Origin of the sequence: Actinopolymorpha singaporensis, assembly GCF_900104745.1 — a bacterium.
Classification (GTDB): domain Bacteria; phylum Actinomycetota; class Actinomycetes; order Propionibacteriales; family Actinopolymorphaceae; genus Actinopolymorpha; species Actinopolymorpha singaporensis.
The window spans coordinates 5821675-5840718 of record NZ_LT629732.1 but is presented as its reverse complement, the minus strand read 5'-3'; the positions used below and the strand labels follow the sequence as shown (position 1 = coordinate 5840718).

18 protein-coding genes and 2 tRNA genes are annotated in these 19044 nt (G+C 71.5%); 13 read left to right on the top strand and 7 right to left on the bottom strand.

All coding sequences use genetic code 11. The features are described 5' to 3' along the window. Positions 1 to 39: 39 nt before the first annotated feature. Positions 40 to 294: a hypothetical protein gene (locus BLU27_RS26120; protein ID WP_092656235.1), complete on the top strand. Its 255-nt coding sequence runs from the start codon at positions 40 to 42 to the stop codon at positions 292 to 294. On the opposite strand, the gene BLU27_RS26115 is transcribed toward BLU27_RS26120, so the two are convergent. Next, positions 279 to 1535, bottom strand: coding sequence for an alpha/beta hydrolase (locus BLU27_RS26115; RefSeq protein WP_092656234.1), 1257 nt, complete (start codon positions 1533 to 1535; stop codon positions 279 to 281). The genes BLU27_RS26120 and BLU27_RS26115 overlap by 16 nt on opposite strands. A 135-nt stretch (positions 1536 to 1670) precedes the next feature. Between BLU27_RS26115 and BLU27_RS26110 the strand changes: the two genes are divergently transcribed. Beyond that, entirely contained in the window at positions 1671 to 2699 is a 1029-nt protein-coding gene (locus BLU27_RS26110) for a winged helix-turn-helix domain-containing protein (RefSeq protein WP_092656233.1), read from the top strand. Here the strand turns inward: BLU27_RS26110 and BLU27_RS26105 are convergent. Then, positions 2669 to 4471 (bottom strand): ABC-F family ATP-binding cassette domain-containing protein, encoded by a 1803-nt coding sequence (locus tag BLU27_RS26105; protein WP_092656232.1) that lies wholly within the window; start codon positions 4469 to 4471, stop codon positions 2669 to 2671. The two genes, BLU27_RS26110 and BLU27_RS26105, sit on opposite strands and share 31 nt — an antisense overlap. 491 nt (positions 4472 to 4962) lie before the next feature. Here BLU27_RS26105 and cimA point away from each other — a divergent pair, with 491 nt between their 5' ends. Continuing rightward, entirely contained in the window at positions 4963 to 6561 is a 1599-nt protein-coding gene (gene cimA / locus BLU27_RS26100) for a citramalate synthase (protein ID WP_092656231.1), read from the top strand. Here cimA and BLU27_RS26095 read toward each other — a convergent pair. Continuing rightward, positions 6558 to 7529, bottom strand: coding sequence for a 3-methyladenine DNA glycosylase (locus BLU27_RS26095; RefSeq protein WP_241827646.1), 972 nt, complete (start codon positions 7527 to 7529; stop codon positions 6558 to 6560). The genes cimA and BLU27_RS26095 overlap by 4 nt on opposite strands. Positions 7530 to 7689: 160 nt before the next feature. Between BLU27_RS26095 and BLU27_RS26090 the strand changes: the two genes are divergently transcribed. Both BLU27_RS26090 and gltX read left to right on the top strand, forming a co-directional pair. After that, entirely contained in the window at positions 7690 to 8469 is a 780-nt protein-coding gene (locus BLU27_RS26090) for a fumarylacetoacetate hydrolase family protein (protein WP_092656230.1), read from the top strand. Further along, entirely contained in the window at positions 8462 to 9967 is a 1506-nt protein-coding gene (gltX, locus tag BLU27_RS26085; RefSeq protein WP_092656229.1) for a glutamate--tRNA ligase, read from the top strand. The genes BLU27_RS26090 and gltX overlap by 8 nt, the downstream gene beginning before the upstream one ends. A 14-nt stretch (positions 9968 to 9981) precedes the next feature. Here the strand turns inward: gltX and BLU27_RS26080 are convergent, their stop codons facing one another. Next, the gene (locus BLU27_RS26080) at positions 9982 to 10326 is read right to left on the bottom strand and encodes a DUF3159 domain-containing protein (protein WP_157728808.1); all 345 of its coding nucleotides are present in this window, start codon (positions 10324 to 10326) and stop codon (positions 9982 to 9984) included. Positions 10327 to 10465: 139 nt separating this feature from the next. Between BLU27_RS26080 and BLU27_RS26075 the strand changes: the two genes are divergently transcribed. The 3 genes from BLU27_RS26075 to BLU27_RS26065 all read left to right on the top strand — a co-directional run bounded on the left by BLU27_RS26075 (position 10466) and on the right by BLU27_RS26065 (position 11771). Next, positions 10466 to 11482 (top strand): VanW family protein, encoded by a 1017-nt coding sequence (locus BLU27_RS26075; protein WP_172805040.1) that lies wholly within the window; start codon positions 10466 to 10468, stop codon positions 11480 to 11482. Between the two features lie 96 nt (positions 11483 to 11578). Next, positions 11579 to 11650: transfer RNA gene (locus tag BLU27_RS26070), tRNA-Gln, on the top strand. 48 nt (positions 11651 to 11698) lie between these two features. Next, positions 11699 to 11771: transfer RNA gene (locus BLU27_RS26065), tRNA-Glu, on the top strand. 85 nt (positions 11772 to 11856) lie between these two features. Here BLU27_RS26065 and BLU27_RS26060 read toward each other — a convergent pair. Next, on the bottom strand, positions 11857 to 12576 hold the full coding sequence (locus BLU27_RS26060) for an IclR family transcriptional regulator (protein WP_092656227.1): 720 nt from the start codon (positions 12574 to 12576) through the stop codon (positions 11857 to 11859). A 144-nt stretch (positions 12577 to 12720) separates the two neighbouring features. Here BLU27_RS26060 and leuC point away from each other — a divergent pair, with 144 nt between their 5' ends. The 3 genes from leuC (at position 12721) to BLU27_RS26045 (ending at position 16056) form a co-directional block, all read left to right on the top strand. Next, positions 12721 to 14133: a 3-isopropylmalate dehydratase large subunit gene (gene leuC / locus BLU27_RS26055; protein WP_092656226.1), complete on the top strand. Its 1413-nt coding sequence runs from the start codon at positions 12721 to 12723 to the stop codon at positions 14131 to 14133. A gap of 14 nt (positions 14134 to 14147) precedes the next feature. Next, positions 14148 to 14759 carry a 3-isopropylmalate dehydratase small subunit gene (gene leuD / locus BLU27_RS26050; RefSeq protein WP_092656225.1) on the top strand — a complete coding sequence of 204 codons (612 nt, stop codon included), beginning with the start codon at positions 14148 to 14150 and terminating at the stop codon, positions 14757 to 14759. A 721-nt stretch (positions 14760 to 15480) separates the two neighbouring features. Then, positions 15481 to 16056: an HU family DNA-binding protein gene (locus BLU27_RS26045; RefSeq protein WP_092656224.1), complete on the top strand. Its 576-nt coding sequence runs from the start codon at positions 15481 to 15483 to the stop codon at positions 16054 to 16056. A gap of 118 nt (positions 16057 to 16174) precedes the next feature. On the opposite strand, the gene BLU27_RS26040 is transcribed toward BLU27_RS26045, so the two are convergent. Both BLU27_RS26040 and cofC read right to left on the bottom strand, forming a co-directional pair. Beyond that, a complete protein-coding gene (locus BLU27_RS26040) occupies positions 16175 to 16384 on the bottom strand; it encodes a hypothetical protein (protein WP_092656223.1) in 210 nt (69 codons plus the stop codon). Positions 16385 to 16414: 30 nt separating this feature from the next. Continuing rightward, the gene (gene cofC, locus BLU27_RS26035) at positions 16415 to 17113 is read right to left on the bottom strand and encodes a 2-phospho-L-lactate guanylyltransferase (protein WP_092656222.1); all 699 of its coding nucleotides are present in this window, start codon (positions 17111 to 17113) and stop codon (positions 16415 to 16417) included. A 137-nt stretch (positions 17114 to 17250) separates the two neighbouring features. Between cofC and BLU27_RS26030 the strand changes: the two genes are divergently transcribed. Further along, on the top strand, positions 17251 to 18027 hold the full coding sequence (locus BLU27_RS26030; RefSeq protein ID WP_241827645.1) for a lysophospholipid acyltransferase family protein: 777 nt from the start codon (positions 17251 to 17253) through the stop codon (positions 18025 to 18027). A gap of 7 nt (positions 18028 to 18034) precedes the next feature. Then, positions 18035 to 19042 (top strand): NAD(P)H-dependent glycerol-3-phosphate dehydrogenase, encoded by a 1008-nt coding sequence (locus BLU27_RS26025; protein WP_092656221.1) that lies wholly within the window; start codon positions 18035 to 18037, stop codon positions 19040 to 19042. Positions 19043 to 19044: the final 2 nt, after the last annotated feature.

Genomic DNA, 19044 nt, shown 5'->3' with positions numbered 1-19044 from the left:
GAGCCGGTCCGCCCGGCCCTGCCGAAGGCGTGGTGATCCATGATCATGCACGATCGGATGCTCAACGACCTCGCTCATGCCCGGATCGCGGACCTGCACCGCGCGGCCGAGGCCCGGCAGTTGGCGCGGCTCACCCGGAAGCCCCGGCCCTGCGCCCCGTACCGCCCGCCTGTCCGGATCCCGCTGCAACGTGGACAGGTACGCCCGGCCACAGCGCGCCGGCCCGCTCCGGCCTGGCGACGTGCCGTACGTCTGCTGTCGTTCCTCCGGGTGCGCCGCTACGTACCCAGGTGACAGGCGAAGAACTCCCGTACGCCGGTTCGCACGGTCGGTACCGACCTGGCCGGCTCGATCGCGCCGACCAGGGCAGTGCGGGCGTCCGCGGTCATCAGCCCGGCCGCCTGCAGTTGCGGAGCGAACGCGGCGAAGTCGGTGAACGCCCAGTGCGCGGCGTCGCGAAGCTCCCGCCGCCGGGTCCACCCTCCCGGGTGGGCGAGCATCGGCTGCCAGGAACGCTCCATCCCCGCCCGGTCGGGGAAGCCGTCGGTACCCCACAGGAGCAACGGCCGGTTGACGCCGTACTCCGCGACCGGGAACAACCGCCCAGGCTCGCCGGGCCGCTCGCCCGGGTGGTCCAGGTAGCCCTCCAGGTCGATCGCGGCGTCCATCCTTCGGTCGTCGTACGTCGCCTGGGCCACGGCGGTCCCGCCCGCCGAGTGTCCGTACACACCGACCCGGCGCGGATCGACGGCGCGGGCAAGTCCCGTCGGCAGCGCACGCCCGGTGGCGTCCGGGTTGCCGCCCCCGGCCAGGACCTCCACCTGGTCGAGCACGAACCGCAGGTCCGCGATCCGGGTGCTGATCATGGTGTCGAACGTCGCCGGGTTCGAACGCGGGTCCTCCCGGAACGCCGTGGTGCGGACCACGTCGCCTCGGTACTCGGTCGTACCAGGGAACTCCACCACCAGTGCGTCGCCGGGATGGTCGACGGTCACCACCACGAAGCCGTGACTGGCGAGGTCCTGGGCAAGTCCGGCGCCGAAGCCGCGCGGGTCGCCGCCGCCCGGACTGTGGAGCAGCACCGGCCTGCGGGCGGGTGCCGCCGGCGCGTCCTGGTGGGCGTGCGTCATGGTCGCCGCCCAGTCCACTCCGGCGACCGGCAACCCCGGATGCTGGTAGGGAGCCAGGGCGCCGAACACCGCTGCCGCGACCGGGGCCAGTTGCGGCGCCGGCGGGTGACGCCGGACGCCCCGGGCGGGATAGAACACCGTTGCCACGAGTTCGCGGACCGGGATGGTGCCGTCCCACGGGTCGCGCCGGGAACGGTCGACGAGGTACCAGGTGGTGAGCCCGACCGGGTGAGGTCCGGTCGGTGCCGGCAGCCGCAGGAGTATGTCGGCCGAAGCGGTGCGTGCCGCGGCGACGTCCGCGCCGGACGCGACCAGGAAGGCGCCGAGGACGGCCGAGACGGTGACGGCTCGCCGGGACGGGCGAGCAGGCCCGGGGGCGTCGGGATACACGTGTACGTGGGACATGCCCCGCATGGTGTCCTTTGCCAGGAACGGAGACCATGGTTTCGACCTGGCCCTAAAGGCTGGCCCTAAAGGCTGGCCCCAGAGGATGGCGCCGAGGGCCGGCTCGAAAGGCTCGCGCGAAACCGGGGGACCCTGATGATCCGCATCCGCCTCACCGCCGACGACCTGGCCGGGATCCGGTTCGCCCCCCGCCCGGCGCCGCTGCTGGAGCTGAACACGGCGTTCCTGATGATGGGCCGGCCCGACGGTGGGTTGTTGTTCGGTGCCTGGCGCCGGCGTCTGGCGCGTTCCCTGCCCGCGACCGTGCGGCCGCTCGCCGACCTTGTGCCCGCCGGCGTGGCGCCGGCCTTCCTGGACGTGTTCGACGACTCGTTGGCCGCGGCCCTGGACCGTCCGCGGACGTGGCGGCGGGAACTCGTACGCGCCGAGCTGGAACGGGTGTACGCACGTGCCCCGGCGACGACGCCGGTACCGACCTGGATCCGGGAGCTGCACCGGGGGGACGCCGACGCGTGGCGGGTGCTGCGCCGCGGTCAGCGGGCGGCGTTCGAGGCTGCCGTCCGGCCGGTGTGGGGTGTGGTGCAGGACCTGCACCAGGCGGAGTTCACCAGGTACGCGGTGTCCGTCGCCGAGCGCGGGATCGGGGGCGCGCTCGGTGGACTGGTAGCCGGTGCACGGCTGCGTGGCCAGGTGTGGGAGCTCGACGCACCGGTCGAACAGCAGGTCGACGTGGCCGGACGCGGCCTGGTGCTGATGCCGACGTTCCACTGGACCGGGCACCCGCTGGTCTGCGACCTGCCGGCGCTGCCGGACCTGCCGGTCGTCGTCACCTATCCGGCCGGCCCGGGGACGCCGCTTCCTCCGGACGGTGCGGGCGTCGCCGGCCGCGGGGGCCGCGGGGGTGATGGCCGGGCCGGGCTGGCCGAGGTGCTCGGCCGGACCCGCTTCGAGCTGCTGTTCCTGCTTGCCGACGCGTACACCACCAGCGATCTCGCCCGTCGGCTCGGGGTCAGCAACGCCACGGCCTCCGCTCACACCGCGGCCCTGCGTGGCGCCGGGCTCATCACCACCGTGCGAGCGGGCCGGTCCGTCCTGCACCAGCGCACCGCCCTCGGCGACCTGCTGGTGCGCCGTCAGGAACCGGGAACGACTCGGCAGGCGTGAGGTACGGCGGGCTCCGAGGACACCTGCCAGTGCGCCGGACCGTCCGCCTGCCGGTGCAACTGCCAGCGTTGGGTGGGCCGGAAGCTCTCGGCGAAGCGCTCGTCGTGGCTGACCGCGACCACCGTTCCGCCGTAACCGGCGAGGGCTTCGTCCAGCACGTCGAGCGACTCGAAGTCCAGGTAGTTCGTCGGCTCGTCCAGCAACAGCAGGTCCGAACCTCCGTTGACCAGGCAGGCCAGCAGCAACCGGCGGATCTCGCCCGCCGACAACGTGCCGAGAGGACGGCGGATCTGGTCGGGGTCGAAGAGGTAGGAGTCCAGCAGGCGCTCGGCATCCTCCTCGTAGATCGGCACCTGCCGGCGCAGGTGGTCCAGCGCGGGCAGTGTCAACGGCAGGTTGTCATGCACCTGCGGCAGGACGCCGGGGGCGCGGGAGAGCCGCACCGTGCCGCCGGCCGGGGTGAGCGCCCCACCCAGCAGCGAGAGCAAGGTGGACTTGCCGGTGCCGTTCTCCCCGGAGACGAGCACGCGCTCGCCGCCTCGTACGGCCGCCGAGAACGCCTGCCACAGTGGGCCGTTCCCGCGGTCGGCGACCAGGTTGTCGACGGCGACCATCACCTCGTCCGGCGGCGCCTGACCGGAGAGGTCGAGTACCAGCGGCGGTCGTTCCTCCGGCCGCTCCAGCCAGCGCGCCGAGGTCATCTCCCGGGTCAACCTGCGCCGGCGCGCCTTCGCCTTGCGGGCCACCTTCTTGGCGTAGCGGCGGGCCTTGTCGTTGTGGGTGCCGAGTTCGGTACGCAAGGCCTGGTTGGCGGTGCGTTCGATGTCCTGCTCCAGCCGGCGGCGGAACTTCTCCTGTGCCTCCAGGTCGGCCAGCAACCGGGCCCGGCGCCTTCGCTTCTCCTCGCGGTAGGCGGTGTAGCCGCCGACGTAGAACTCCGCCCGGTCGGTGAGCACGTCGAGTTCGACGATCCGGTGCACCAGGCGGTCGAGGAACGCCCGGTCGTGGGTGACGACGACCACCACCCCGCGGTAGCCGGTGAGGTACTCGGTCAGCCAGGCGAGGCCGGTGGCGTCGAGGTGGTTGGTGGGCTCGTCCAGCAGCAGGATGCCGGGCTCCTCCAGCAGCAGCCGGGCGAGCAGGACCCGGGCCTGTTCGCCACCGCTGACGTCGCCCAGGCGGCGGTCCAGGTCGAGGTCGGCGACACCCAACCGGTGGCGTACCTCGTCCGCCCGTGCCTGCGCCTGCCAGCCACCCAGCAGGGCGAACCGGTCCTGCGCGGCGGCGTACTCCGCGAGGACCGCCTCGCCGGCACCGTCGGCACCGTCGGCAACGTCGGCACTGTCGTCGGCGCCGGCCGACATCGCCGCTTCCAGCGTCCTCATCCGGGCCGCGAGTTCGGCGATCTCGCCGAGACCGGCGTCCAGGAAGGCCCCGATCGTCGTGGTGGTGTCCGCGACCTGGGCGTCGAGGTACCCGACCCGGTCGTGCGGGCCGTACCGCACCGACCCGCGGTCGGCCTGCTCACGGCCGGCGAGGATACGGAGCAAGGTGGACTTGCCGGCGCCGTTCTGGCCTACCAGACCGATGCGTTCCCCCGCGTTCGCGACCAGGCTGACGTCGGCGAACAACGGCTCGCCGTCGTACGTCTTCGTCAGGCCGGAGGCGGTGAGGACGGGCGCGCCGGACGCGGAGGGGCCGGCAGCCGCGGTGGCACCGGCGGGCGCGGCAGAACCAGCAGAAGAAACGGAAGAAACAGTGGATGCAGGCATGGGATCCCGGGAACTCGAAGGGAGCCGCGGGTGGATCACCACGCGACACAGGAGAATCGGAGAGTTCCGGTCAGCTGCCCACCAACCAGACCCTAGCCAACGCCCGGCGGTCCGCTCAACCGGTATCCACGTCGCACCCGCGCCGTCGGCGTGACCGGCGCCGGTCCCACTCGGGTATTCGGGACCAGACCGGCATCCCGGGACCTGGCCGACGACCCTCCGACGGCGCGGAACCGGCCGGGAACGGTGGGTCACGTGACCGGACGCACGTTGGTATGCGACACTGGCCCGCATGGTCGCCTCGTACACCGTGATCATTACCTAGGCGCGCCGGACACCACCCCGTCCCGCGCGCAGACCTCTCGCACCCCGCGAGAGGTTTTTTTGTTTGTCTGCCCGGTCCCACCCCTGACCCGATCCAGATCCAGATCCAGATCCGAAAACCGAACCCCCACCGAACGTCGACGATGGTTCGCAAGGAGCGTCCCCCGATGAGCGACTTCCACGTGTACGACACGACGCTGCGCGACGGGGCCCAGCAAGAGGGCCTCAGCCTGTCGGTCGAGGACAAGCTGGCGATCGCCCGCCACCTCGACGAGCTCGGGGTCGGCTACATCGAGGGCGGATGGCCGGGCGCCAACCCGAAGGACACGGAGTTCTTCCGCAGGGCGGGGGAGGAGCTCCGGCTCGGCCGGGCCACGCTCGCGGCGTTCGGCGCCACCCGCCGAGCCGGGGTGGCCGCCGCCGACGACCCGCTGGTCCGCGCACTGCGTGACTCCGGTGCCGGCGTCGTCACGTTGGTGGCCAAGAGCCACGACCGGCACGTCGAGCACGCGCTGCGCACCACACTGGCGGAGAACCTCGCCATGGTCCGCGACACGGTGGAGTTCCTGCGCGCCGGCGGCCAGCGCGTCTTCCTCGACGCCGAGCACTTCTTCGACGGCTACCGCGACAATCCGGCGTACGCGCTGGAGGTGGTGCGCGTGGCCGCTGAGGCGGGCGCGGACGTCGTGGCGCTGTGCGACACCAACGGCGGCATGCTTCCCGACCAGGTGGGTGAGGTGGTGACGAACGTGCTCGCCGGCACCGGTGCGCGGGTCGGCATCCACTGCCACAACGACGCGGGCTGCGCGGTGGCCAACACCATCGCCGCGGTCGACGCCGGCGCCACCCACGTGCAGGGAACGCTCAACGGCTACGGCGAACGCACCGGCAACGCCGACCTGGTCACCATCGTGGCCAACCTCCAGCTCAAGCGGGGCATGAGCCTGGTGCCCACCGACGCGCTGCGGGAGGCGACCCGGATCTCCCACGCGGTCGCCGAGCTCACCAACATCCCGCCGTACTCCCGTCAGCCCTACGTCGGCGCGTCGGCGTTCACCCACAAGGCCGGCCTGCACGCCAGCGCGATCAAGGTGGACCCGAACCTCTACCAGCACGCCGATCCCGCCGACGTCGGCAACGACATGCGGCTGCTGGTGTCGGACATGGCCGGCCGGGCGAGCATCGAGCTCAAGGGCCGCGAACTCGGCTACGACCTCGCCGGCGACCGGGCTCTGGTCACCCGGATCACCGACCGGGTGAAGGCGATGGAGGCGCGCGGCTACACCTTCGAGGCGGCCGACGCGTCGTTCGAGCTGCTGTTGATGGAGGAGGTCGAGGGAGTACGCCCGACCTACTTCGAGGTGGAGTCCTGGCGGGTGCTCACCGACTCCCGGCCGGGGGAGGAGGCGCTGTCGGAGGCGACGGTGAAGCTGCGGGCGGGTGGGGAACGCACGATCGTCACCGGCGAGGGCAACGGCCCGGTCAACGCGCTGGACGCCGCTCTGCGCGGAGCGATCGGGCAGGCCCACCCGGTGGTGGAGAAGCTGGACCTGATCGACTACCGCGTCCGCATCCTCGACACCGGCCACGGGACCGACGCGGTGATCAGAGTTCTGATCCAGCTGTCCGACGGCGAGGAGTCTTGGGAGACCGTCGGGGTCGGGCACAACATCATCGAGGCGTCGTGGGAGGCGCTGGTGGACGGTGTGACGTACGCCCTGGTGCGGGCGGGGGTCGAGCGGGCCCCAGCGGCCGAGCAGGCCTAGCGAGGGCTGGGCCGGCCCGGGTCCGGGTCCTTGTCGGCGAGTGCGAGGAGGTCGTCACAGGCCCGGACCAGCTGGTCGCGCAGGATCTCGGCGCGCTCGGCGAAGCCGCGCTGGGCGGCGGCGTACTCGGCCCGGCCCTCCGGCGTCTCGATCGGGACCGGCCGGCAGCCCAGCGCGGACAGGTCGTACGGCGAGGCCCGCATGTCCAGCTCGCGGATCTCCCGGGCGAGCTCGAAGCAGTCCGCGACCAGCTCCGAGCGGACGTACGGCGACAGCTTGTACGCCCACTTGTAGAGGTCCATGTTCGCGTGCAGGCACCCGGGCTGTTCGAGGTCGCGCTGGGTCTCCCGGGCCGGGCGCAGGGCGTTGCGAGGCCGCGCCGGCTCGGTGAAGAAGCGGTACGCGTCGAAGTGCGAGCAGCGGATCCGGTGCGACTCCACCACCTGGTCGGTGCCCTCGGCCCCCAGCCGCAGCGGCCAGGCGGAGTGCCGGACCTCCTCCTGCGGCAGGCGGTAGACCATCGCCCACTCGTGCAGGCCGAAGCAGCCGAGGAACGCCGGCCGCGCCCGGGTGGCGGCCAACAGGTCCCGGATCCAGCGAATCGAGTCCGACCGGGCCGCGAGCGTCGCCGGGTCGACCACGATGCCTGCGGGTACGCCGAGGTAGTCGCGGCTGCCGCCGTACGCCGCCCGGGCCGCGTCGCCGGCCAGCACCACGCCGGCCCCGGGATGCCAGCGGCGCAGCCGGGCCGGCCGGTGGGAGTAGTAGGTGAACAGGAAGTCCTCGACCGGATGCGCGCGGCGTTCCCCGCGCCGGTGCAGGTGGGGCTCCAGCCAGGCGTCCACCCGGCGAACGTGTGCGGCGCGGCGCGCCTGCCACTCGTGCTCGGGGAGCACCTCGGCCGCCAGGACCGGCTCGGCGTCCGGCCCTGCGACGCCGCCTGGACGGGTGGGACCGGGTGCGCTCACGGGAGCCACGGTACCTTCGGCCGGCTCGCGGCCCGTCAGGCCGACCGGCACTGCCCGGTCACGTCGACCGCGCTCCGCCCACCACGCCCACCCGCGTCTGACGCCCGCGCCCGGTAGGCTGCGCACGCCGGTAGGTTCGACGGATGGAGGCCAGAGCCCCTTGCGCATCGCCCGCTTTAGTGCCGGCGACGACCCCCGATACGCCGCGGTGGAAGGTGAACCAGGCGCGGAGGTCCTCGCCGTCCTCGACGGAGATCCGCTCTACCGCCAGGTGCAGTTGACCGGCGAACGCCTGCCGCTCGCCGACGTCCGGCTGCTCGCCCCGGTCATTCCCCGCAGCAAGGTGATCGGCATCGGCCGCAACTACGCCGAGCACGCCGCCGAGCTGGGCAACGAGGTGCCGGACGAGCCGTTGGTCTTCCTCAAGCCGAACACCTCGGTGGTCGGCCCCGGCGACGGCATCGTCCACCCGCCGCAGACCAGCGACCTGCAGTACGAAGGCGAACTGGCCGCGGTGATCGGCCGGATCTGCCGGCACGTCCCGGCCGAACGCGCCGCCGAGGTCGTCTTCGGCTACACCGTCGGCAACGACGTCACCGCCCGCGACCTGCAGCGGTCGGACAAGCAGTGGGCTCGCGCCAAGGGCTTCGACACGTTCTGCCCGCTCGGGCCGTGGATCGACACCAGCCTGGACGTGTCCGACCTCGCGGTGACCACGACCGTCGGCGGGGAGGTACGCCAGTCCGGGCGTACGTCCCAGATGATCCACGACGTCCCCTCGCTGATCTCCTACGTCAGCAGCTTCATGACGCTGCTGCCGGGCGACGTCATCCTCACCGGAACGCCCGCGGGTGTCGGCCCGATGCGGGTGGGTGAGGAGGTGTCGGTGACCGTGGAGGGCCTCGGCACCCTCACCAACCGGGTGATCGGGCATGGCTAGGGAGGGTTCAAGTAGGGGCTCGGCCCGTACCCGAACCAGGTTCGCCCCCTCACCGAGCGGCGACCTCCACGTCGGCGCGGTCCGAACGGCGTTGTACTCCTGGGCGTGGGCACGCCACTGCGGCGGCAGCTTCGTGGTCCGGATCGAGGACACCGACCGGTCCCGGGTCTCACCGGAGGCGGTGACCGGGGCGATCGACGCGCTCCGCTGGCTGGGCCTGGACTGGGACGAGGGGCCCGACGTCGGCGGGGAGTTCGGGCCGTACCGCCAGAGCGAGCGGCTGTCGCTGTACCGCGAGTGGGTCGACAGGTTCCTCGCCGACGGCACGGCGTACCACTGCTACTGCTCGCAGGAGGAGCTCGACGGCGAGCGGGACGAGCAACGCACCAAGGGGCTGCCCACCGGATACGCCGGGCACTGCCGAGAGCTCACCACCGCGCAGGTCACCGCGTACCGCCGGGAGGGCAGGCGTCCCGTGGTCCGCTTCCGGATGCCGGAGGGGTCCACCGTCGTACGCGACACCATCCGCGGCGAGATCGTCTTCGACCACGCGAACGTGCCCGACTTCGTGGTGCAGCGATCCGACGGATATCCGCTCTACAACCTCGCGGTGTCGGTGGACGACGCCATGATGAGGATCACCCACATCGTCCGCGGTGACGACCTGCTGGCCTCCACACCTCGCCAGATCGCCATCCACGCGGCGATGGGGGTGGCCGAGGCCGACCTGCCGGTCTACACGCACACCCCGGACATCCTGACGGCGGACGGTTCGCCGCTTTCGTCGTGGCGCCAGGCGGCGGGCATCTCGTGGTACCGCCACCACGGCTATCTCCCGGAGGCGGTGGTCAACTACCTCGCGCTGCTTGGCTGGTCTCCGGGCGGTGACCGGGAGGAGCTGACCCTGGACGCCCTGGTCGAGTCGTTCGACCTCGAGCGTGTCGGTGCGACCGCCGGCCGCCTCGACCCGCGCAAACTGGACGCCATCAACGGCGACAAGATCCGGGCACTTCCGCCGGACGAACTCGTCGGCAGGACGATGCCGTTCCTCGCCCGCGCCGGCCTGGTGAACGAGCCGCCGACGCCGGAGCAGGCGCGCACGGTCGCGGCGGCCGCCCCGCTGATCCAGGAGCGTCTCGTCCACCTCACCGAGGCGGCCGACCTGCTGGCGTTCCTGCTGGTCCCCGAGCACGTCTTCGACGTCGACCCGGAGGCAGCCGCGCGAATCCTCACCGAGGACGCCAAGGCGGTGCTGGAGGCCGCCGAGGCGGCGTTGCAGGCGTTGCCGGACTGGACCGACGAGGCGATCGAAAGCGCGTTGCGGCGAACCCTCGTCGACGAACTCGGCCGCCGGCCCAAGCGGGCGTTCGGGCCGGTTCGCGTGGCGGTGACCGGGAACAGAGTGTCGCCGCCGCTGTTCGAGTCGCTGACCCTGCTGGGCCGCGAGCGCACGCTGGCGAGGATCCGTCGTGCGCTCGACCATCACGTCGGGGTCTGATCGGCCGGACGAACTCAGGTGGTGGCGCCCTGCGGAGCGCCGTCCTCGTGGGGTTTCGTGGCCGCCCGGCGGGGTTGCGCGGCCGGGCCCGCCGACAGGACTACGAACGTACGCCGGAAACCGGGGGAGGAGTGCCACAGGTCCTCCCAGCCGGCCCTGGCCGCCTCGGTGCGCGCCGAGAACCTCCGGGCGGCGTGGAAGATCAGCGGCAACTCGAGGCGTCCGAGGAGGCCGGCGAGCCCCAGCGGTTCGGCCGGTTCGCGGCGGAGTTCGGCCTGCGGCAGTACGCCGCGTTCCACGACTGGGCGCGGTGGGCGCTGGCTCGCGTCGAGTCCGCCGACGACATGGGGCGGGGTCACCGGGAGTAGGGCCTGTCCGGGCCGAGAGCCCTGTCGGCCATGAGGATTTGCCTGCGCATGGTGGTCGAACTGCCTGGTGCCGGTGCATGATCTTCGCGCACACGCGACGACCAGTCGTGCTTGACGGGGGAAATCACCGATGGCGTACGCACCTGAGCAGGTCCAGCCCGACCAGCCGCACCTCGCCGGCCAACCAGGGCAGCCGAACGCAGGTCCACAGCAGGTGCCCGGCCCGGGGAAGGTCGGCCCGCTGTCGGCTGAAGAGGAGGCGTTGTTGCGTTCCCTGGTCGCCGACGGCTGGGAGCTTCCGGTGGCGTTGACCGGGCGCCGCCGCCGGGTCGCCCAGGTGGCGCCCGCGCTGTATCCGCTGGCGGTCGCCGCGCACCGTGCCCGCCGGCGAGTGCGCTGGCTGACGTCCCGCACCCGCTGGGCGCACGAACGCGCTGCCGAGCCGCTGCCGGTACGTGTGAAGCGGCACAACTCGTTGCTGCTGCGGCAACTGGGCGAGAGCGAGATGTGGCTGCAGCACAACAAGGTCGCCAACCTCCGGTTGGCAGCGCCACGGGTGGCGGGGCTGCTGATCAGGCCGGGCGAGACGCTGTCCTTCTGCCGTACGGTCGGCAAGGCGACCAGGCGGCGCGGTTACGTCGACGGGATGCTGCTGTCCAACGGCAAGGCCAGGGCCGGGCTCGGCGGCGGGATCTGCCAGTTGGCCAACCTCCTGCACTGGATGGTCCTGCACAGTCCGCTGACCGTCGTCGAACGCTCCGCGCACGGCTGGGACCCGTTCCCCGACAACGGCCGGGTGATCCCTTGGGGCACCGGCTGCGCGGTCTTCTACAACTACGTCGATCTGCAGGTGCGCAACGACACCGACGCGACGTTCCAGGTGCTGGCCGGGGTCGGCGACCGCTACCTGGAGGGCGAGCTGCGTGCCGACCGGGAGCTGCCGCACTCCTACTCGGTGTACGCGAGGGACGAGCAGTTCCTGACCCTCGGCGGCCGGCACTTCCGGCGCAACGAGATCTGGCGGTCGGTGATCGACCGGCGTACCGGCAACCGCGTACGCGAGGAACTCCTCAAGCGGAACTTCGCTCTCGCGACCTACGTGCCAAAGGGTTTCGAGGCGGGACAGGCCGGGTCGAAGCGTGGGTGACCCGGTCGCTTTGGGGTCGGCGGCCGGTCTCCGGTATTGTGCTTCGCGGCTCACCACCACGATCCGCTCGTCGGTTCGGGAGGAGGGCCCGTCCCATGGGGTATGGGGTAATTGGCAGCCCGACTGGTTCTGGTCCAGTTAGTCTAGGTTCGAGTCCTAGTACCCCAGCGAGTGAGCTGGTACGGCTCTTGCTAGAGTTCAGCTCGCTTCGTCGAAGGCCCCGTTGTGTAGCGGCCTAGCACGCCGCCCTCTCAAGGCGGTAGCGCCGGTTCGAATCCGGTCGGGGCTACAACCAGACAAAGGCCCCCTTCCCGGTCCGGGGAGGGGGCCTTTGCCGTTCCGGCCTGTCGTTGCCGTCGAGGCCGGTCGCGCGGTCACTCAGCTGCGCGCCGCAAGGCCTCCGACAGCCTCTCGGCGGCCGCCATCACCGCCGGGGCATGCATCCGGCCGGGCTGGCGGGAAAGGCGTTCCAGCGGACCGGACACCGACACGGCCGCGACCACCTTGCCCGAGGGCGAACGGATCCCCGACGACACCGACGCCACTCCGGTCTCTCGTTCTCCCACGCTCTGTGCCCAGCCCCGGCGGCGGACGGCGGCCAGCGTGGCGGCGGTGAACTTCGCGCCCTGCAGGCCGCGGTGCATCCGCTCCGGTTCCTCCCAGGCGAGCAGGATCTGCGCCGCCGAGCCCGCCTGCATGGTCAGCTGGGTGCCCACCGGGATGCTGTCGCGCAGCCCTGTCGGCCGGTCGGCCGCGGCGACGCAGACGCGCCCCTCGCCCTGCCTGCGGAACAGTTGGGCGGACTCGCCGGTGATGTCGCGGAGCCGTGCCAGGACGGGTCCGGCGGCCGCCAGCAGGCGGTCCTCGCCGGCGGCCGCGGCCAGCTCGCCGAGCCGCGGGCCGAGGATGAACCGGCCCTGCATGTCCCGGGCCACCAGCCGGTGGTGCTCCAGGGCGACCGCCAGGCGATGCGCGGTGGGCCTGGCCAGTCCGGTGACCTGGACGAGGCCGGCCAGGGTCGCGGGACCGGCTTCCAGGGCCCCGAGTACGAGCGCGGCCTTGTCAAGTACGCCGACTCCGCTAGAGTTGTCCATGACTCGATATTGCAGTCTCGAATTCCGAGACGCAAGTCGGAGGTCCAAAATGGCCGTCGCTCCGGCCCGGTGACCGAGGAGACGGACCGCGGAGCGTCCGCGACATCACTTCACGAGAGCATTCACACACCTGGAGGCACCAGCATGGGGACCACCCTTGCGGAGAAGTTGTGGGAGGAGCACGTCGTACGTCGTGGCGAGGGTGAGCCCGACCTCCTCTACATCGACCTCCACCTGGTCCACGAAGTAACCAGCCCGCAGGCGTTCGACGGGCTGCGGCTCGCGGGCCGGCCGGTCCGGCGTCCCGACCTCACCATCGCCACCGAGGACCACAACGTACCCACCGTGGACGTCGACCAGCCGATCGCCGACCCGGTTTCGCGTACGCAGGTGGAGACGCTGCGCCGCAACTGCGAGGAGTTCGGCATCCGGCTCCACCCCCTCGGTGACGCCGACCAGGGCATCGTGCACGTCGTCGGGCCGCAGCTGGGGCTCACCCAGCCCGGCACCACGGTGGTGTGCGGCGACTCGCACACCTCGACCCACGGCGCGTTCGGCGCGCTGGCGTTCGGCATCGGCACCAGCGAGGTCGAGCACGTGCTCGCCACCCAGACGCTGCCGCAGAGCAGGCCGAAGACCATGGCGGTCACCGTCGACGGTCAGCTGCCCGACGGCGTCACGCCCAAGGACCTCGTGCTCGCGTTGATCGCCAAGGTCGGCACCGGCGGCGGGCAGGGCCACGTCGTGGAGTACCGCGGCGAGGCGTTCCGCACGATGTCGATGGAAGGCCGGATGACGGTCTGCAACATGTCCATCGAGTGGGGCGCCAAGGCCGGCCTGGTGGCCCCCGACGAGACCACCTTCGCCTACCTGGAAGGGCGCCCGCACGCACCGAAGGGTGCCGACTGGGATGCGGCGGTGGCGTACTGGCGGACACTGCGTACCGACGACGACGCGGTCTTCGACCGCGAGGTGACCCTGGACGCCGGCTCCATCACGCCGTTCGTGACGTGGGGCACCAACCCCGGGCAGGGCGTTCCGCTGGGTGCGAGCGTTCCGCACCCCACCGACTTCGACGACCCCGACGCGCGGCGTTCGGCCGAGCGTGCCCTGGAGTACATGGGGCTCGAGGCCGGTACGCCGATGCGCGACATCGCCGTGGACACGGTGTTCCTCGGCTCCTGCACCAACGGCCGGATCGAGGACCTGCGCGCGGCCGCGGCCGTCGTGCGCGGTCGCTCGGTGGCCGAGGGCGTACGCATGTTGGTGGTTCCGGGCTCCGGCCGGGTTCGCCTGCAGGCCGAGGCCGAGGGCCTGGACGTGATCTTCAAGGAGGCCGGGGCCGAGTGGCGCGGCGCAGGATGTTCGATGTGCCTCGGTATGAACCCCGACCAGCTGACGCCGGGGGAGCGCAGCGCGTCGACCTCCAACCGCAACTTCGAAGGCAGGCAGGGCAAGGGCGGTCGTACGCACCTCGTGTCCCCGCTGGTGGCCGCCGCGACCGCGGTGTCCGGTCACCTCGCCGCGCCCGCCGACCTGCCGTCCGTCACCGCCTGACCCGGGAGCACACCATGGACAAGTTCACCTTGCACAGCGGCAAGGCGCTGCCCCTGCGCCGGGCCAACGTGGACACCGACCAGATCATCCCCGCCGTCTACCTCAAGCGGGTCACCCGCACCGGCTTCGGCGACGGGCTGTTCGCCGCCTGGCGCGGCGATCCCGACTTCGTCCTCAACCGCCCCGAACACCAGGGTGCCTCGATCCTGGTCGCCGGGCCCGACTTCGGCACCGGATCCTCGCGTGAGCACGCCGTCTGGGCCCTGCAGGACGCGGGCTTCCGGGTCGTTCTCTCCTCCCGCTTCGGCGACATCTTCCGTGGCAACTCGGGCAAGGCAGGCCTGCTGGCGGCCCTGGTGGACCAGAAGGTGATCGAACGCCTGTGGGCGTTGCTGGAGGAGGCACCGGAGACCAAGGTGTCGGTCGATCTGGAGCAGCGGTTGGTGCTCGCGGGTTCGGGTCCGGAGGCGATCCGGGAGACCTTCGACATCGACGACTACACCCGCTGGCGGTTGCTGGAGGGGCTGGACGACATCGGTCTCACCCTGTCCCACGTCACCGAGATCGACGCCTACGAAGCCCGTCGGCCCAGCTACAAGCCGACCACGTTGCCGGTGAGGACGTGACGGCGAACGCCTTCCCCGGGGCGTGAAACCGGCCCACCGCAGGGACGGGCTCGTCCTGGGAACGCTTCCAGCCCGGTGCGGATGCCAGCGAGACTGGCTCCGCACCGGGCTTCTTCGTGCAGTCGTGCGCGACATGCCGGGTGCGACACGCCGAAGTGACGGAAGTCATCGCTGACTTTTTTTCAGATTTTCTCGACGGCCGGGCCGGGCGCCGCGATCCGGCGCCGGCGCCCTTGCACGGTGAGGATCCCTGGCCCTACCGGGCGGCTGACGATCTTGTCGGCCGAGGGGCGACCTTGGCGATTGCAGCCGTCGAGGTGGCGCCCAGGTCGGCCCGCCGACCGGCCGACGACACGCCATGGACCGTTGACGAGTACGCCAGATCCCAACCATGCAAGGGAGTTTCGGTACCGGCCCGGTCGACGTACTCGCACCGGCGGGCACTCCGGCCGCCGGGCCGGAGCGCGGGCGGAGGGCCTGGCGAGGGCCCGGGAAGGACGCCGCATCCCCAACCAGAGCAGGGGAGCGGCGGCCTGCCGGGACCGTGGTCAACTCGTCCGGACGGTGCGTACGAGCAGGCCTCAGGTGCGCGCGCAAGGGGCAGAATCCCCGTCGACGTTGGGAACCGGTGCCGACGGTGATTGAGGAACGGCGCTACATTTCCTAACGTGCGCATGAACCGAGCGCAGGCTCGTATCAATCCCGTTCACGGAGGGAAACAGTGAACAAGTCCCAGCTGGTCGAGGTGCTCGCTTCGCGCTTCGACGACAACAAGAAGGATGCGCAGCACGCGCTCGAGTCCGTGATCGACACGATCACTCGTGCTGTTGCGTCCGGAGAAAAGGTGGCGATCACCGGCTTCGGTGCGTTCGAGAAGATCGACCGCCCGGCCCGGATGGTCCGCAACCCCCGCACCGGCGAGCGTAAGCGCGCCAAGAAGACGTCGGTGCCGAAGTTCCGCGCTGGTGCCGAGCTGAAGGCCGTCGTCTCCGGCGCCAAGAAGCTGCCGAAGCTCGCCGCGGCGAAGAAGACCACGACGACCGGTCGCGCCGGGACGAAGACCACCGCCACCAAGGCCCCTGCGACGAAGACCGCAGCGAGCAAGGTCGCCGGCACCAGGGCACCGGCCAAGAAGGCGGCGGCGAAGAAGACCACGACGACCGGGCGCGCCGCCACCAAGGCCACGACGGCCAAGAAGACCGCGGCCAAGAAGGCCCCGAGCACGACGGCCAAGAAGACCGCTGCGAAGAAGACCACCACCAAGCGGACTCCGGCCAAGCGCACCGCCAAGCGCTGACGGCGTTCCACCGGTCACCAACCGGACCCACGCAGGACAAAGCGAAGGGCCGATCCCCGCAGGGGCTCGGCCCTTCGCTTGCGTCTGCGCGAGATCGGTACGCCGGAAGTACGCCGGATCAGTGCGGAAGGGTGTAGATGTGCAGCGAGCGCACCCGGGTCGCGGGCTCGTCCGGGGCTGTCAACTCCACCTGGACCCGTTGCCCGATCCGCAGATGACGAAGGCCGCCGGGGAGGGCGGTCGCGTCGTACGGCAACTCCACACCGTCGTCGGCCAGCACCGTGCCCGCGCGAGAGCCGGGGTCGAAGGTTCGCACCGTCGCCTGCATGAGTGGAGCCTAGGGCATCCGGTCGGGTTGTCAGGAGGTTCCGGTCTCCGCCACCGGGTCGCCGGCCCGCGCCATCGCCGCGAGGGCTGCCCGGGTTCGCGGCCCGACGCCCAGATCCCTGGCCTGGTGGAGATCCGCGCCGGTGTCGACGTCGCGGCGTACGGACGTGATCGGCACCGGCATCAGCTCGACCGCGCCGGCGTCCAGGTGTGCCAGCCGGGACGGTCCGCCGAACCTCGGCGCGAACTCCACGCCCGGCGACGCGCAGTACAGCGTGGTGCCCACACCCGCGGCGTCCGGGACGAACGACGTCGGCCACGCCGTCGCGGCGTCGAGCGCCGTCGTCAGCTCGTTCGGCCGCAGCGCAGGAAGATCGGCCAGCATGGCCGCCACGGCGCCTTCGGGGCGGCGCGAACGCGCCAGCCGGGCACCGTGCAGCAGGGCGGCGTTCAGCCCGGCAGCGGGTTCGTCGGTGACGACGACCGCACCGACTCCGGCCAGGATGGCGGCGAACTCCGGGTCGGGAGTGATCGCCAGCAGCTCGACCACTCGCGGGCACGCGAGTGCCGCGGTGATGGTGTCGATCGCCATCGCCTGGGCGAGTTCGGTGCGATGACCACCGGCGAACGGTGCGAGGCGGGACTTTCCGACCGCCGCGGGCTTCACGGGCACCACCAGGCTCCAGCCGATGGAACCGGCCGGCGCCACGGGACGTTCATGCGTTGACATCGCCCCGATCCTCTCAGCCTCGGGCAAGCGACCCCGACCCGCCGGTCGACACTGGTTGCCGCGTACTTCACACTTTGGCAAGCGGCACGGCCAGCGTCCGAGCGGCCGGCGTCAGCTCAGCTATCTCGCGTTTGTGAGTGAGGATCGACGAGGAGGACAGCGTGCCCCTGCCCCGCACCGGTCGGGCCTACGACATCGCCGCAGGCGTCATTCGGCCCACCATGCTGGCTTTCACCAGACGTGAGTGGCGGGGTGGCGAGCATGTCCCACGCGAGGGCGGTTTCATCGCGGTCACCAACCATCTGTCCTACTTCGACCCGATCGCGCTCGGGCACTTCCTGCACGAACAGGGACGCGCGGTTCGCTTCCTGGCCAAGGCGAGCCTGTTCGACGTTCCGCTGGTGGGCAGGTTCCTGCGCTCGGCGGGTCAGATCCCGGTGCACCGGGAGAAGCGCACCGCGGGCGACGCGCTCAAGGAAGCCTGCCAGGCGGTCGAACGCGGCGAGTGTGTGGTGGTCTACCCCGAGGGAACGATCACCCGTGACCCTGGCCTCTGGCCGATGGTCGGCAAGACGGGTGCGGTGCGGATCGCCTTGCGTACCGGATGTGAGATCGTTCCCATCGCCCAGTGGGGTGCGCAGGAAGTGTTGCTGCCGTACGCCAAGGTCCCTCGGTTGCTGCCTCGCAAGACGATGCGGATGCAGGCCGGCCCGGCGTTCGACCTGTCCGCCTACCGCGACGTCCCGTTCACGCCCACGCTGTTGAAGAAGGCCACGAACGAACTCATGGACGTGCTCACCCGGATGGTGGCAGGACTGCGGCACGAAGCGCCGCCGGCCGTGCGGTTCGACCCGGGCAAGACGGGCCTGCCCAGCATCGGCAACCCCTACAAGCGGCGGGTTCCCCGGAAGTGACCTTCGGATGACCAGGGCGGCCGTTCTCGGCGCCGGTTCCTGGGGCACGGCGTTCGCGCTGGTGCTAGCCGACGCGGGCGCGACGGTCGGCCTGTGGGCACGGCGGCGCGCGCTCGCCGAGACGATCGCGGCCCGGCGGGAGAACTCCGACTACCTGCCGGGCGTGCGACTGCCGGCTGCGGTGAGCGCGACCGCGGACGTCGAGACGGCGTTGGCGGAGACGAACTACGTGTTCCTCGCCGTACCCGCACAGGAGTTGCGTTCCCACCTGGCCCGGTGGGCGCCGCTCGTCCCCGCCGGCGCCGTGCTGGTCAGTCTCGCCAAGGGTGTCGAACTCCACTCCGGCAAGCGAATGAGCGAGGTGATCGCCGAGGCCACCGGGATCCCACCGGAACGGGTCGCCGTCGTCACCGGCCCCAACCTCGCCCGCGAGGTGGCCGAACGACAGCCGGCCGCGAGCGTGGTCGCGTCCGTGGACGCCGACGTGGCGAGGCGCCTGCAGCAGGTGTGCCACTCTCCCGCGTTCCGGCCGTACACCAACTCCGACGTGGTGGGGTGCGAGCTCGCGGGCGCGGCGAAGAACGTCATCGCGCTCGCGGTCGGGATCGCCGCGGGGTTGGGGTTCGGGGACAACACGCGGGCCTCGCTCATCACCCGCGGCCTGGCCGAGGTCACCCGGCTCGGTGTGGCCCTGGGCGCGGACCCGCACACGTTCGCGGGGCTGGCCGGTCTGGGCGACCTGGTGGCCACCTGCTCGTCCCCGCTGTCGCGCAACCGTCAGCTCGGCACCGCCCTGGGGGAGGGGCGTACGGTCGCCGAGGCCTTCGCGGGCAGCCGACAGGTCGCCGAGGGCGTACGCACCTGCGCGGCGATCCTGGAACTCGCCGGCCGGCACCGGGTGGAGATGCCGGTCGCCGAGCACGTGACCCGGGTCGTACGCGGCGAGCTGTCACCCGCGCAGTTGATCGCCGGTCTCGTCAGTCGCAGCGCGAAGCCCGAGCGCCACGGCTGGTGACT

Excerpts from the sequence above, each read along its gene's own strand:
- BLU27_RS26120 (WP_092656235.1), top strand. The coding sequence starts at position 40 with ATGATCATGCACGATCGGATGCTCAACGACCTCGCTCATGCCCGGATC.
- BLU27_RS26115 (WP_092656234.1), bottom strand. The coding sequence starts at position 1,535 with ATGTCCCACGTACACGTGTATCCCGACGCCCCCGGGCCTGCTCGCCCG.
- BLU27_RS26110 (WP_092656233.1), top strand. The coding sequence starts at position 1,671 with ATGATCCGCATCCGCCTCACCGCCGACGACCTGGCCGGGATCCGGTTC.
- BLU27_RS26105 (WP_092656232.1), bottom strand. The coding sequence starts at position 4,471 with ATGCCTGCATCCACTGTTTCTTCCGTTTCTTCTGCTGGTTCTGCCGCG.
- cimA (WP_092656231.1), top strand. The coding sequence starts at position 4,963 with ATGAGCGACTTCCACGTGTACGACACGACGCTGCGCGACGGGGCCCAG.
- gltX (WP_092656229.1), top strand. The coding sequence starts at position 8,462 with ATGGCTAGGGAGGGTTCAAGTAGGGGCTCGGCCCGTACCCGAACCAGG.
- BLU27_RS26075 (WP_172805040.1), top strand. The coding sequence starts at position 10,466 with ATGGCGTACGCACCTGAGCAGGTCCAGCCCGACCAGCCGCACCTCGCC.
- BLU27_RS26060 (WP_092656227.1), bottom strand. The coding sequence starts at position 12,576 with ATGGACAACTCTAGCGGAGTCGGCGTACTTGACAAGGCCGCGCTCGTA.
- leuC (WP_092656226.1), top strand. The coding sequence starts at position 12,721 with ATGGGGACCACCCTTGCGGAGAAGTTGTGGGAGGAGCACGTCGTACGT.
- leuD (WP_092656225.1), top strand. The coding sequence starts at position 14,148 with ATGGACAAGTTCACCTTGCACAGCGGCAAGGCGCTGCCCCTGCGCCGG.
- BLU27_RS26040 (WP_092656223.1), bottom strand. The coding sequence starts at position 16,384 with ATGCAGGCGACGGTGCGAACCTTCGACCCCGGCTCTCGCGCGGGCACG.
- cofC (WP_092656222.1), bottom strand. The coding sequence starts at position 17,113 with ATGTCAACGCATGAACGTCCCGTGGCGCCGGCCGGTTCCATCGGCTGG.
- BLU27_RS26025 (WP_092656221.1), top strand. The coding sequence starts at position 18,035 with ATGACCAGGGCGGCCGTTCTCGGCGCCGGTTCCTGGGGCACGGCGTTC.